This window comes from Methylobacterium sp. CCH5-D2 (assembly GCF_001556475.1).
Lineage (GTDB): Bacteria > Pseudomonadota > Alphaproteobacteria > Rhizobiales > Beijerinckiaceae > Methylobacterium > Methylobacterium hispanicum.
In genome coordinates, this window is record NZ_LSIX01000620.1 from 1 (window position 1) to 11871 (window position 11871).

At 73.2% G+C, this 11871-nt stretch carries 13 protein-coding genes, 1 tRNA gene and 1 pseudogene; 11 read left to right on the top strand and 4 right to left on the bottom strand.

The features are described from left to right. Together AX737_RS16535 and AX737_RS16540 are read left to right on the top strand one after the other, a co-directional pair. A partial coding sequence (locus AX737_RS16535; protein ID WP_280949084.1) for a DnaJ C-terminal domain-containing protein occupies positions 1 to 276 on the top strand: 276 nt, incomplete at its 5' end. 163 nt (positions 277 to 439) lie between these two features. Next, positions 440 to 1069 carry a phospholipid methyltransferase gene (locus AX737_RS16540; RefSeq protein ID WP_066923244.1) on the top strand — a complete coding sequence of 210 codons (630 nt, stop codon included), beginning with the start codon at positions 440 to 442 and terminating at the stop codon, positions 1067 to 1069. A 47-nt stretch (positions 1070 to 1116) separates the two neighbouring features. On the opposite strand, the gene AX737_RS16545 is transcribed toward AX737_RS16540, so the two are convergent. From AX737_RS16545 to AX737_RS16555, 3 genes are all read right to left on the bottom strand, one after another. Then, entirely contained in the window at positions 1117 to 1689 is a 573-nt protein-coding gene (locus AX737_RS16545) for a sigma-70 family RNA polymerase sigma factor (protein WP_066923246.1), read from the bottom strand. Beyond that, positions 1686 to 1940, bottom strand: coding sequence for a NepR family anti-sigma factor (locus AX737_RS16550; protein ID WP_197430607.1), 255 nt, complete (start codon positions 1938 to 1940; stop codon positions 1686 to 1688). The genes AX737_RS16545 and AX737_RS16550 overlap by 4 nt, the downstream gene beginning before the upstream one ends. 295 nt (positions 1941 to 2235) lie before the next feature. Further along, a tRNA-Thr gene (locus tag AX737_RS16555) sits at positions 2236 to 2310 on the bottom strand. 151 nt (positions 2311 to 2461) lie between these two features. Here AX737_RS16555 and AX737_RS16560 point away from each other — a divergent pair. The 9 genes from AX737_RS16560 (at position 2462) to lexA (ending at position 11087) form a co-directional block, all read left to right on the top strand. Then, entirely contained in the window at positions 2462 to 3040 is a 579-nt protein-coding gene (locus AX737_RS16560) for an NAD(P)H-dependent oxidoreductase (protein ID WP_066923252.1), read from the top strand. A gap of 62 nt (positions 3041 to 3102) precedes the next feature. Beyond that, positions 3103 to 3441 (top strand): hypothetical protein, encoded by a 339-nt coding sequence (locus tag AX737_RS16565; RefSeq protein WP_066923277.1) that lies wholly within the window; start codon positions 3103 to 3105, stop codon positions 3439 to 3441. Between the two features lie 133 nt (positions 3442 to 3574). Further along, positions 3575 to 5893, top strand: coding sequence for a ribonuclease R (rnr, locus tag AX737_RS16570; RefSeq protein WP_066923256.1), 2319 nt, complete (start codon positions 3575 to 3577; stop codon positions 5891 to 5893). Between the two features lie 79 nt (positions 5894 to 5972). After that, positions 5973 to 6611: an aminodeoxychorismate/anthranilate synthase component II gene (locus AX737_RS16575; RefSeq protein ID WP_066923259.1), complete on the top strand. Its 639-nt coding sequence runs from the start codon at positions 5973 to 5975 to the stop codon at positions 6609 to 6611. Positions 6612 to 6646: 35 nt separating this feature from the next. After that, positions 6647 to 7660, top strand: a complete 1014-nt coding sequence (gene trpD, locus AX737_RS16580) for an anthranilate phosphoribosyltransferase (RefSeq protein ID WP_066923262.1) — start codon at positions 6647 to 6649, stop codon at positions 7658 to 7660. A gap of 9 nt (positions 7661 to 7669) precedes the next feature. Then, entirely contained in the window at positions 7670 to 8530 is an 861-nt protein-coding gene (trpC, locus tag AX737_RS16585; protein WP_066923265.1) for an indole-3-glycerol phosphate synthase TrpC, read from the top strand. 6 nt (positions 8531 to 8536) lie between these two features. Beyond that, positions 8537 to 9016: a cyclic pyranopterin monophosphate synthase MoaC gene (gene moaC / locus AX737_RS16590; protein WP_066923268.1), complete on the top strand. Its 480-nt coding sequence runs from the start codon at positions 8537 to 8539 to the stop codon at positions 9014 to 9016. Next, entirely contained in the window at positions 9013 to 10242 is a 1230-nt protein-coding gene (gene glp / locus AX737_RS16595) for a gephyrin-like molybdotransferase Glp (RefSeq protein WP_066923271.1), read from the top strand. The genes moaC and glp overlap by 4 nt, the downstream gene beginning before the upstream one ends. 119 nt (positions 10243 to 10361) lie before the next feature. After that, entirely contained in the window at positions 10362 to 11087 is a 726-nt protein-coding gene (gene lexA / locus AX737_RS16600; protein WP_066923274.1) for a transcriptional repressor LexA, read from the top strand. Positions 11088 to 11094: 7 nt separating this feature from the next. On the opposite strand, the pseudogene AX737_RS34525 reads toward lexA, so the two are convergent. Continuing rightward, positions 11095 to 11871, bottom strand: a pseudogene (locus AX737_RS34525) (competence protein ComEC); the annotation flags it as partial.

The window sequence follows — 11871 nt, forward strand, 5'->3', positions numbered from 1 at the left end:
GTGATCGACGGCTCGCAGACCCAGGTGCGCATCCCGGCCGGCACCCAGACCGCCAAGCAATTCCGCATCAAGGGCAAGGGCATGCCGGTGCTGCGCTCGCGGGAGGTCGGCGACCTCTACATCCAGGTCTTCGTCGAGACCCCGCAGAACCTGACCAAGCGGCAGCGCGAGCTGCTGCAGGAGTTCGACAAGACGGCTTCCGACGACAACCACCCGGAGAGCACGGGCTTCTTCTCGAAGGTGCGCGACTTCTTCGGCGGCGCAGCACAGGCCTGAGCCGCCTCCCCCGGAAAAACCGCGCTGACGGCCGGATCCAAACGGGCTCCGCGCGGTTGTCGCTTTTGGCCGGTCCCGTGCGGCGTTGCCCTAGCAGGGTCGCCGGCTTGGCGGTATGAGAGCGTCGTCCTCGATCCTCCAACGATAACAAGGAACTCCGGACTTGCCTCCGTTACGTCGTTCCAGCACGAAAGCGCGGGCCGCGGGGTTGGGTGAGCGGCGCGATCCGCTGGAGGACGAGGCGCGGTTCCTGCGCTCCTGGTTCGAGCGGCCGCTCGTGACGGGCGCGGTGACGCCCTCGGGCAAGATGCTCGCCCGCACCATGGCCGCCTACGTCGATCCGCGCCGGGACGGCCCGGTGATCGAGCTGGGGCCCGGCACCGGCCCTGTGACCGAGGCGCTGCTGCGCCGCGGTCTGGCCCCCGAGCGCCTCGTCCTGGTCGAGTTCAATCCGGACTTCTGCCGCCTGCTCGCGCGTCGCTTCCCCGGCGTCACGGTGATCCGGGGCGACGCCTACGATATCCGGCGCACCCTCGGCGACGTGCTCAACGAGCCCGCCGCCGCCACGATCTCCAGCCTGCCGCTCTTCACCAAGCCGCTGGAGCAGCGCCTCGAGTTGCTGAACGCCGCCCACGACCTGATGCAGCCGGGCGCGCCCTTCGTGCAGTTCACCTACGCGGTGGTGCCGCCGATCCCGGCCCGCTGCGAGGCCGGCAGCTACACCGCCGACCGCTCGAACCGGGTCTGGCTCAACCTGCCGCCCGCCCGCGTCTGGGTCTACCGCCGGCCCTGAGGCCCGGCGCGGGATCCGTGCGGGGCTGCGGATCCGGCGGCCGTCCGCTACTCGCCCAGCGCCGCCCGGGTCTGGGCATCGGTGCCGATGTCGCCCGTGCCGTCCATGCCGAGCAGCTCGATCAGGCGCAGCCGCGCCCGGCTGACCCGGCTCTTCATCGTCCCCGCCGGCACGCCGCAGATCTCCGCGGCCTCCTCGTAGGTGAAGTTCTGCGCGCCGACGAGGATGAGGGCCTCGCGCTGCGCCAGGGGCAGCCGTTCGAGGGCGCCCCGGAACGCCTCCATCTCGACCCGGATCTCCTGCTCGGGCAGGCTGGCGAGGCGCCCGGCGATGCTGCCGTCGACATCCTCGACCTCGCGCTTCCGCTTGCGTTGCTCGGAGTAGAACAGGTTGCGCAGGATGGTGAACAGCCACGCCGTCAGGCTCGTGCCGCGGCGGAAGCTGTCGGCCTTGATCCAGGCGCGCACCAGCGTGTCCTGCACGAGGTCGTCGCTGCGGTCGAGGTCGTAGGTCAGCGAGAACGCGAAGGCTCTGAGCGCGGGGATCGCGCCGAGCAGCATGTCGCGCATCTCCGCGTCGGGGGTGAGCGGCGCACCGGGGGCGAGATCGGGCCGGGTCATCGCGACGGCTCCTCGACCTGTTCCGCGGGGCAGGCGAGATCGGCCTCGCCGAGGCGGGCGACCAGCCGTTCGAGCCGCTCCGGAACCGGCTGGGTCAGCGCTTCGGCGTATAGTATCCGCAGGCCGCGGCCGATCCGAGCGCGGGCGGCGGGATCGAGCCGGCAGCGGCGCGGGCCGCGCACCGGGGCGGCTCGGGACTGCTGCACGTCCTCGGGCGCCGCGGGGGCGCCGCTGTTGGGGTCTTGCGTCATCGGTAGCCTTGCGGACGCGATGAGGCTGGGCCGGCGAGCGGCCGGATTCCGGAACACCGGGTGGCGCCTGTGGCCGTCCGCGGGTGCCGGGCTCATCGCCATGTGGCGCCGGAGCTACAGGATGGGGATTCAATCGGATCTGAAAGCCGCATTCAGGCGGCTTTAATCATGTTTCTCCCGTGTAACCGAAGTGTAGGCCCGAATTCCGCGAGTCGGCCTCAAGTCGGCCGGACCGGAGCGGAAGCTCTGTGGCAAGACCGTCCTCCCGCCTCGGAAAGGCGCCGCGACGGGAGCGTGGTGCCGGCGGAGGGGATCGAACCCCCGACCTTCGGTTTACAAAACCGCTGCACTACCGCTGTGCTACACCGGCCCGATTCGCTTGCTACCAGCCGTGCACCGGCCGTTCAAGCCGAGCCGGATTCCCGGGCCGGTCCCTTGGCATTCCCTGTCCGGTCCCTTGGCCCTGGCCCGGGCTCCGTGACATTCTCGGTCGAACGACGTCCCGAGCGGAGAGGCGCCCGATGTCCCTGGTCTGTCCCGTCATCCTCGGCAGCGTCCGCTCCGACCGGCAGGGCCTGCGGGCCGCCCGCTTCCTGGTCGGCGCGCTGGAGGCCCGCGGCCACGAGGCGCCGCTGGTCGATCCGGCCGCGCTGAAGCTCCCGCTGCTCGACCGCATGTACACGGAGTATCCGCGGGGCGAAGCCCCGGAGGCCCTGGAGACCCTCGCCGCCCTCTACGGCCGCGCGGACGCCTTCGTGGTCGTCTCGGCCGAGTACAACCACAGCATCCCGCCGGCCCTGTCGAACACGCTCGACCACTTCCTGGAGGAGTACTTCTGGCGCCCCTCGGCGATCTGCTGCTACTCCGCCGGTCAGTACGGCGGCGTGCGCGCCGCGATGCAGCTGCGGGCGATGATGGCCGAGCTCGGTGCCCCCAGCATCCCCTCGCTGCTGCCGATCCCGCGGATCGGGAAGGCGCTCAGCGAGGGCGGCGAGCCCACCGAGGACTGGCTCCCCAAGGCGACGAACCGCTTCCTCGACGAGTTGACCTGGTACGCCGAGGCCCTGCGGGCGCAGCGCCGGACGGGCACGCCCTACTGAGGGCCCCTCCCCCTCTGGCATCGCCCTTGCCATGGCCCGGCCGAGGACAGCACGGGATGGACATGAACGCGAGCGTGGAGCGGGTGCGGGACGCCCTGGCCGAGTTGATCAAGGCGGCCCTGGTCTCGGACGACGGGAAGAGCCTCCGGTACCGGGAGAACGCCAGGGCCGCGCTCGCCGCGCTGGCGGCCGATCCGCCGGCCGCCGAGAGCCTGCGCATGGACGGAGCCTGGACGCTCGCGGTGCAGGCGGCCGAGGCGCCGGAGCTTCGACCGGAGGAGGGCCGGGTCAACCTGACCCTGCCGCGGCACTGTCCGTTCGCCCTGGACGAGATCCTGGCCGCGAGCTTCGACATCGACGCGGCCGTCGAGCGCATCGCGAAATCCGCTTCCACCGGCTGAGCTGTTGAGGGCGCCCGGCCCGACATTGCCGGAAACCTTCCCCGACACCATCTTGGGGACAGCCGGACCCTGCATTCCGGCCCCGAACTCAAACAGGCGCCGCCCTCCGGAGCGGCGCAGCGAGCCCGATTCTTTGGCCAAGCGCGCGACCGCGACTCCCACGCCCCTGCCCACCCGCGAGCAGATCCTCGCCTTCATCGCCGAGTCCAAGGACAAGGTCGGCAAGCGCGAGATCGCCCAGGCTTTCGGCCTGAAGGGCGCCGACAAGATCGGCCTCAAGCGCATCCTCAAGGAGATCGAGGGGGACGGCGAGATCTCCCGCTCCCGCGGCGGCCTCGCCAAGGCCGGCCGCCTGCCGCCGGTGGTGCTCTGCGATATCCGCTCCCGCGACCGGCACGGCGACTTCGTGGCGAGCCCGGTCGAGTGGACCGGCGAGGGCAAGCCGCCCACCATCGTGCTGATGCCGGCCAAGGGCGGGCGCCGGGACAAGCGGCCGGCCCCGGGCATCGGCGACCGGGCGCTGCTGCGCGTCGAGCCGGACGGCGAGGCCGAGGGCCGCTACACCGGCCGCGTCATCAAGGTGATCGGCAAGAACAGGGCCGAGATCATCGGCGTGTACCGGGCCGGCGCGCAAGGGGGCCGCATCGAGCCGGTGGAGAAGCGCGGCCAGGGCCGCGAGATCCTGATCCCGCCCGGCGAGGAGGGGGAGGCGCGCGACGGCGACCTCGTCAGCGTCAGCCTAGAGCGCGAGACCCGTTTCGGCCTGCCCCGCGGCCGGGTGCGCGAGCGCCTGGGCTCGCTCGGCTCCGAGAAGGCGGTGAGCCTGATCGCGCTGCACCTGCACAACATCCCGCACGTCTTCCACGAGAACACGCTCGCCGAGGCGGACGCCGCGAAGGCCGCGACGATGCGGGGCCGCGAGGATTGGTGCGAGAGGCCGCTGCTCACCATCGACCCGCCGGACGCCAAGGACCACGACGACGCGGTGATGGCCGAGGCCGATCCCGACCCAGCCAATCCGGGCGGCTTCATCCTCACGGTCGCGATCGCGGATGTCGCCGCCTATGTCCGCCCGGGCTCCAGCCTCGACCGCGAGGCGCTGGAGCGCGGCAACTCGGTCTACTTCCCCGACCGGGTCGTGCCGATGCTGCCGGAGCGCATCTCGAACGACCTCTGCTCGCTGCGCGAGGGTGAGAAACGCCCGGCGATCGCCGTGCGGATGATCGTCTCGGCGGAGGGCGAGAAGCGTCGCCACAGCTTCCACCGGGTGATGATGCGCTCGCGCGCCAAGCTCGCCTACGCGCAGGCGCAAGCCGCGATCGACGGGCGCCCGGATGCCGCGACCGAACCGCTCCTCGACGCGGCTCTGCGCCCGCTCTGGGCCGCCTACGCCGCCCTGAAGACCGCCCGCGACCGGCGCGGCCCCCTCGCCCTCGACCTGCCCGAGCGCAAGGTCTTGATCGGCGCCGACGGCCGGGTCGACCGCGTCGTCGTGCCGGAGCGCCTCGACGCGCACCGGCTGATCGAGGAGTTCATGATCCAGGCGAACGTCGCCGCCGCCGAGACCCTGGAGCAGGCACGCCAGCCCCTGATCTACCGCGTGCACGACGAGCCGGCGCTGGAGAAGATGCGGGCGCTCGGCGAGGTGCTGGCCTCGGTCGGCATCAAGCTGCCGAAGGAGGGGGCGCTCCGCCCCGCCCTGTTCAACCGGATCCTCGCCACGGCGGCCGAGAGCGAGCACGGCGTCTTCCTCAACGAGGTGATCCTGCGCTCCCAGGCGCAGGCGGTCTACGCGGCGGAGAACCTCGGCCATTTCGGGCTGAACCTGCGCCGCTACGCCCACTTCACCTCGCCGATCCGCCGCTACGCCGACCTCGTGGTGCACCGGGCGCTGATCACCGCGTGCGGGCTCGGCAAGGACGGGCTCCCCTCCGACATCTCGGTGCCCGAACTCGACCGGATCGGCGAGCAGATCTCGGCGGCCGAGCGCCGCGCCATGGCGGCCGAGCGCGAGACCATCGACCGGCTCATCGCCAACCACCTCGTGGACCGGGTCGGTGCGACCTTCTCGGGCCAGATTTCCGGGGTGACGCGCTCGGGCCTGTTCATCAAGCTCGACGAGACGGGCGCGGACGGCTTCGTGCCGGTCTCGACCATCGGCGCCGACTACTACCGCCACGAGGAGGGCCGCCACGCGCTCGTCGGCGAGCGCACCGGCGAGACCTTCCGGCTCGGCGACCGGGTGGAGGTGCGCCTCGTCGAGGCCGCGCCGAGCGCCGGGGCGCTGCGCTTCGAGCTGCTCTCGGAGGGCCGCGCCCGCTCCGGCGCCAAGCGGCCGGGTGCGAAGGTGGGGGCGAAGGCTTCGGCCGGGCGCCCGTTCAAGCCGAACCCGCCCGGCCGCCCCGCGGGCATCCGCACCACCGGCAACCGCCACCGCGGCTCGCGCCGCTAGGGGCTGCCGCGCCCCGCACCCGTTGACCCGGCGACGCGCACCGGCCACATCGGCGGAACGTTCCGGAAAGCCGCCCGCCATGGCCAACGTCCTCGTCATCGACAACTACGATTCCTTCACGTGGAATCTCGTCCACCTGATCGGCCCGCTCTGCGGCGCGGTCGATGTGGTGCGCAACGACCAGATCACCGTCGCGGGCATCCGGGAGCGGGCGCCGGACGCGCTGGTGCTCTCGCCCGGCCCCTGCACCCCGAACGAGGCCGGCATCTGCCTCGACGCGGTGAAGCAGCTCAGCGGCGAGATCCCGATCTTCGGCGTCTGCCTCGGGCTGCAGGCGATCGGGCAGGCCTTCGGCGGCGAGGTCGTGCGGGCGCCGACACCGATGCACGGCAAGGTCTCGACCATCCGGCACGGCGCGACGGGCATCTTCCGCGGCCTCAACGACAGCTTCGATGCCACGCGCTACCACTCGCTGGTGGTAGAGCGCGCGAAGCTGCCCGACACGCTCGGCGTGACCGCGGAGGCGGACGGGCTGATCATGGGGCTGGAGCACCGGGACCTGCCGGTGCACGCGGTGCAGTTCCATCCCGAGAGCGTGCTCTCGCACCACGGCAGCCGGATGCTCGGCAACTTCCTCGACATCGCGGCCGCCTGGAACGCCGAGCGGCGCCGCCCCGGGCATGCCGAGCGTGACAAGCGCGGTCCCGGCGTGCATTGACGCGCGGACCTGAGGCCGCACAGCACCCCGCGCGCATGGATTCGTTCAAGCCCCATCTGGCGAAGGTCGCGGGCGGCCTCGCGCTCGACCGCGCGGAGGCCCGCGCCGCCTTCGACGACCTGCTGTCGGGCGAGGTCACGCCCGTCCAGGCCGGCGCCTTCCTGATCGCCCTGAAGGTCCGCGGCGAGAGCCGGGACGAGATCGTCGGCGCCGTCGAGGCGATGCGCGCCCGCATGGTGCGGGTGGCGGGCGTGCCGGGCGCCGTCGACGTGGTCGGCACCGGGGGCGACCATTCGGGCAGCTACAACGTCTCGACGCTCGCCGCCCTCGTCACCGCCGCCTGCGGCGTGCCGGTGGCCAAGCACGGCAACCGCGCCGCCACCTCGCGCTCGGGCGCGGCCGACGTGCTCGCCGCGCTCGGCGTCAGGCTCGGGCTCCCGCCCGAGGGGCTGAGCCGCTGCCTCGCGGAGGCCGGGCTCTGCTTCATGTTCGCCCAGGCCCATCACGGCGCCATGCGGCACGTCGCGCCCGTACGGGCGGAGCTGCCGGTGCGCACCATCTTCAACCTGCTGGGGCCGCTCTCGAACCCGGCCGGCGTCGAGCACCAGCTCTTCGGCGTCTCGCAAGCCGCCTGGGCCGAGCCGCTGACCCACGTGCTGGCCGAACTCGGCAGCCGCCGGGTCTGGACGGTTCACGGCTCGGACGGGCTCGACGAGATCACGGTGACGGGGCCGACCGCGGTCGTCGCGCTGGAGGACGGGCGGATCTCGCGCTTCACCATCGACCCGCGCACGGTCGGGCTGCCGCTGCACGCCCTCGACGACCTGCGTGGCGGCGACCCCGAGCACAACGCCCGGGCGCTCGCAGGGGTGCTCGACGGCGCGCGCAACGCCTACCGCGACATCGCGGTTCTCAACGCGGGCGCCGCCCTCGTGGTCGCAGCCGCCGCCGGCACCCTGGAAGAGGGCGTCGTGCGGGCGCAGGATGCGATCGATTCGGGCGCCGCGCGCGCGACGCTCGCCCGCCTCGTCGCGGTCTCGAACGCCTAAGGAGCAGCGATGTCCTCCGCATCCACGCAAGAGGCCGTCCGGGACGATGCCGCGACGGACGCGTCCGAGCGCCCGAGCGTGCTCGCCCGCATCGAGGCCTACAAGCGCCGCGAGATCGCCGAGGCGAAGCTGCGCGTGCCGCTCTCCAAGCTCGAGAACCGCGTCGCCAAGGCCGAGCCGCCCCGCGGCTTCGCGGCGGCGATCCGCACCCATGTCGGGCAGGGCCGCCCGGCGCTCATCGCCGAGGTGAAGAAGGCCTCGCCCTCGAAGGGCCTGATCCGGGCCGATTTCGAGCCCGCCGCGCTCGCGAAGGCCTACGAGGCCGGCGGCGCCACCTGCCTGTCGGTACTTACCGACGAGCCCTCCTTCCAGGGCCGGCCCGAATACCTCACCGCGGCGCGCAAGGCCTGCGCGCTGCCGGTCCTGCGCAAGGATTTCCTGTTCGAACCCTACCAGGTCTACGAGGCCCGCGCCTGGGGCGCCGACTGCATCCTCGTCATCATGGCCTGCCTGGAGGACGAGGAGGCCGAGGCCCTCGTGGAGAGCGCCCACGACCTCGGCATGGACGCGCTGGTCGAGGTGCACGACGCGGCCGAACTCGCCCGCGCCATCCCGCTGGGTGCGGCGATGATCGGCGTGAACAACCGCAACCTGAAGACCTTCGAGGTCTCCTTCGAGACCGCGATCCGCTTGGCGCCGGGCATCCCGCAGGACCGCATCGCGGTGGCGGAGAGCGGCATCTCCACCCACGCCGACGTGCGGCGCCTGCGCGAGCACGGGCTCGACACGGTGCTGGTCGGCGAGAGCCTGATGCGGCAGGCCGACGTCACGGCCGCGACCCGCGGCCTGCTCTTCGGCGACAAGGCCTGAGGGAGCATGAGCGGCCTCACCCATCTCGACGCCAGCGGCGCGGCCAACATGGTCGACGTCACCGACAAGGCGGCGACCGACCGTACCGCGACCGCCGAGGGCTGCGTGGTGATGCGCCCCGAGACCCTGGCGCTGATCCGCGAGGGCGACGCCAAGAAGGGCGACGTGATCGGCACGGCGCGGCTCGCCGGCATCATGGCCGCCAAGCGCACCCACGAACTGATCCCTCTCTGCCACCCGCTGCTCCTCTCGAAGGTCCGGGTCGATTGCGCGGTCGACGAGGCCCTGCCGGGCCTGCGCGTGACCGCCGAGGTGCGGGTGCAGGGCCCGACCGGCGTCGAGATGGAGGCACTGACCGCGGTCTCGGTCGCCTGCCTCACGGTCTACGACATGGTGAAGGCGGTCGATCGCGGGATGCGCATCGAGGGCGTCCGGCTCATGGCCAAGGACGGCGGCCGCTCGGGCGCCTACAGGGCCGAGGCGTGAGCGGGCCGATCCCGGTCGCGGAGGCGCTTGCCCGGATCCTGGCGAGCGTGCCCGGGCCGGTCGAGGCCGAGGACGTGCCCCTCGCCCAGGCCGCCGGCCGGTCCCTCGCCGTGGACGTCGCGGCCACCCGCACGCAGCCGCCCTTCCGGGCGTCGGCCATGGACGGCTACGCGGTGCGCGCCCAGGACGCCGGCCGCGCCGGCGCGATCCTGCGGCGCGTCGGCACCAGCGCGGCGGGCCACGGCTTCCGCGGCGCGCTCGAGGCGGGTGAGGCGGTGCGGATCTTCACCGGCGCCCCCGTGCCGGAGGGCGCCGACGCGATCCTGATCCAGGAGAACGCCGAGGCGGAGGACGACACGGTGCGCGTGCTGGAGCCGGTCGTGCCCGAGCGCTTCGTCCGCCGCGCGGGGCTCGATTTCTCGGCCGGCGACACGCTCCTTCGGGCGGGCGAGACCCTCGACGCGCGCCGCCTCGCGCTCGCGGCCGCGGCCGGGCATCCCGTGCTCGGCCTGCGCCGCCGCCCCCGCGTCGCGATCCTGGCGACCGGCGACGAGCTGGTCCTTCCGGGCGCCGCGCCCGCCTGGGACCAGATCGTCGCCTCGAACACCTTCGCGCTCTCGGCCCTCGTCGGGTCGGCCGGCGGCGAGCCGGTCGATCTCGGCGTGGTCCGCGACGAGCACGCCGCCCTGGAGGAGGCCTTCCGCCGCGCGCGCGGAGCCCGGGCCGACCTTCTGGTGACGCTAGGCGGCGCCTCGGTCGGCGACCACGACCTCGTCCAGGCGGCGCTGGCGAAGGAGGGGCTGGAACTCGGATTCTGGCGGGTGGCGCTGCGCCCCGGCAAGCCGCTGATGCACGGCCGGCTTGGGCCCATGCTGGTGATCGGGTTGCCCGGCAACCCGGTCTCCTCGATCGTCTGCGGCCTGCTCTTCGTCCTGCCGGCGATCCGCGCCCTGCTCGGCGATCCGAACGCGGGGGCCGACCGCAGCGAGCCGGCGCTCCTCGGCCGCGACCTCGAGGCCAATGACGGTCGCCAGGACTACATGCGGGCGACCCTGCGCACGGCGCCCGACCGCCTGCCCGAGGCGACACCGGAGCGGCGCCAGGATTCCTCGATGCTGGCGGTGCTCGGCCAGGCCGAGGCCCTGCTGATCCGCGAGCCGCACGCCCCGCCCGCGCGGGCGGGCGATCCCTGCCGCATCATCCGCCTGGATCGCCGGCTGGTCTGAAGCTCATCGAGGGGCGCCGCGGAACACCCCGCTTGCGGAACACTTGCGGAACGTTTAACGTGTTCGTGGTTTGTTTCCGAAGCCGCGATTCCGCCTGCCCCGAATGCGAGTGCTGCCCGATGCTGACGCGTAAACAGCTGGATCTCCTGCGCTTCATCCAGCAGCGGATGCGCGAGAGCGGCGTGCCGCCCTCCTTCGACGAGATGAAGGACGCGCTCGACCTCAAGTCGAAGTCGGGCATCCACCGGCTGATCACGGCGCTCGAGGAGCGCGGCTTCCTGCGCCGCCTACCGAACCGGGCCCGCGCCATCGAGGTGATCCGCCTGCCCGAGAGCCTCGGGCCCGCGACGGCCGCGGCAATGCCCGAGCCGCGCCGCTTCACCCCGAGCGTGGTCGAGGGCGGCCGGGCCAAGGCGGCGCCGCCCCGGCCCACCACCACCCAGTTCACCGACGAGCAGGGCCGCGCCGTCTCGATCCCGGTCATGGGCCGGATCGCCGCCGGCACGCCGATCTCGGCGATCCAGAACCAGAGCTCGGCCATCACACTGTCGCCGGACTTCCTGGCGGGCGGCGAGCACTACGCCCTGGAGGTGCGCGGCGACTCGATGGTCGAGGCCGGCATCCTCGACGGCGACCTCGTGGTGATCCGCAAGCAGGACACGGCCAACACCGGCGACATCATCGTGGCGCTGATCGACGACGAGGAGGCCACGCTGAAGCGCCTGCGCAAGCGCGGCTCCTCGATCGCGCTGGAGGCTGCCAACCCCGCCTACGAGACCCGCGTGCTCGGGCCCGACCGGGTGCAGATCCAGGGCCGGCTCGTCAGCCTCGTGCGCCGCTACTGAGCGGGCATCACGGATCGGGGTCGTCCGGCGGGCCGGGCGTCTCCTCCTGCGCGGGCTCCGCGGTCTCCGGCCGCGGGGCCTTTTCCGTCTGCGGGGGCGGCCGCGCGGCCGGCCACCAGGGCGCGGACCGGGCGGGATCGCGGGCGTGGTGCACGGCGAGCGAGCCGCCCGCGGCGACGCGCAAAGCCGTCGCACCGTGCCGGGCCAGATAGGCCCGGTCGATCACCAGGGCGGCGGCGCAACCGGGTGGCGCGGCGAGGCCCGTGACGATCACGGCGGCGCGGGCGCAATCCTCCGCGAAGGCGCGACGGTCGCGCACCAGGGCGACGGCGCGCCCGTCCGCGAGGTGTCCGACGCAGCCGAGCCGGTCGCAGGTGCCGCCGCCCAGATCCGCGGGCTTTCGCCCGTCGCCGTCCGCCTTCAGCCACTGCTCGAGCACGAAGCCCGAGGGGCGCCCGAGCGTGATCAGCCGCCCGTCCGCACCGCGCAGCGCCGCCCCGCCGCCCTGCCGGTCGACGTAGAGGTCGTGGCGCTCCGGAGCCGCCGCGAGGGCGAGCCCGCAGGCGCCGGGCAGGAGCGCGAGCCAGCGCAGGCCGGAGACCGGCAGCGTCGCGAGCAGGAGCGCGGCGGCCAGCAGCCCGAGGGCCGCGCTGCCGAAGGCCGGCACCACCAGGGTCGCGCCCCCGAAGCCCTCGATCCACCCCGAGATCGCCAGCATCCCCCGCACCGCCTGCCCCATCAGCCACCAGACCGGCAGGTCGAGGGCGAAGGGGTAGGCCAGGAT

Excerpts from the sequence above, each read along its gene's own strand:
- AX737_RS16545 (WP_066923246.1), bottom strand. The coding sequence starts at position 1,689 with ATGACCCGGCCCGATCTCGCCCCCGGTGCGCCGCTCACCCCCGACGCG.
- AX737_RS16550 (WP_197430607.1), bottom strand. The coding sequence starts at position 1,940 with ATGACGCAAGACCCCAACAGCGGCGCCCCCGCGGCGCCCGAGGACGTG.
- AX737_RS16560 (WP_066923252.1), top strand. The coding sequence starts at position 2,462 with ATGTCCCTGGTCTGTCCCGTCATCCTCGGCAGCGTCCGCTCCGACCGG.
- AX737_RS16565 (WP_066923277.1), top strand. The coding sequence starts at position 3,103 with ATGAACGCGAGCGTGGAGCGGGTGCGGGACGCCCTGGCCGAGTTGATC.
- AX737_RS16575 (WP_066923259.1), top strand. The coding sequence starts at position 5,973 with ATGGCCAACGTCCTCGTCATCGACAACTACGATTCCTTCACGTGGAAT.
- trpD (WP_066923262.1), top strand. The coding sequence starts at position 6,647 with ATGGATTCGTTCAAGCCCCATCTGGCGAAGGTCGCGGGCGGCCTCGCG.
- trpC (WP_066923265.1), top strand. The coding sequence starts at position 7,670 with ATGTCCTCCGCATCCACGCAAGAGGCCGTCCGGGACGATGCCGCGACG.
- moaC (WP_066923268.1), top strand. The coding sequence starts at position 8,537 with ATGAGCGGCCTCACCCATCTCGACGCCAGCGGCGCGGCCAACATGGTC.
- lexA (WP_066923274.1), top strand. The coding sequence starts at position 10,362 with ATGCTGACGCGTAAACAGCTGGATCTCCTGCGCTTCATCCAGCAGCGG.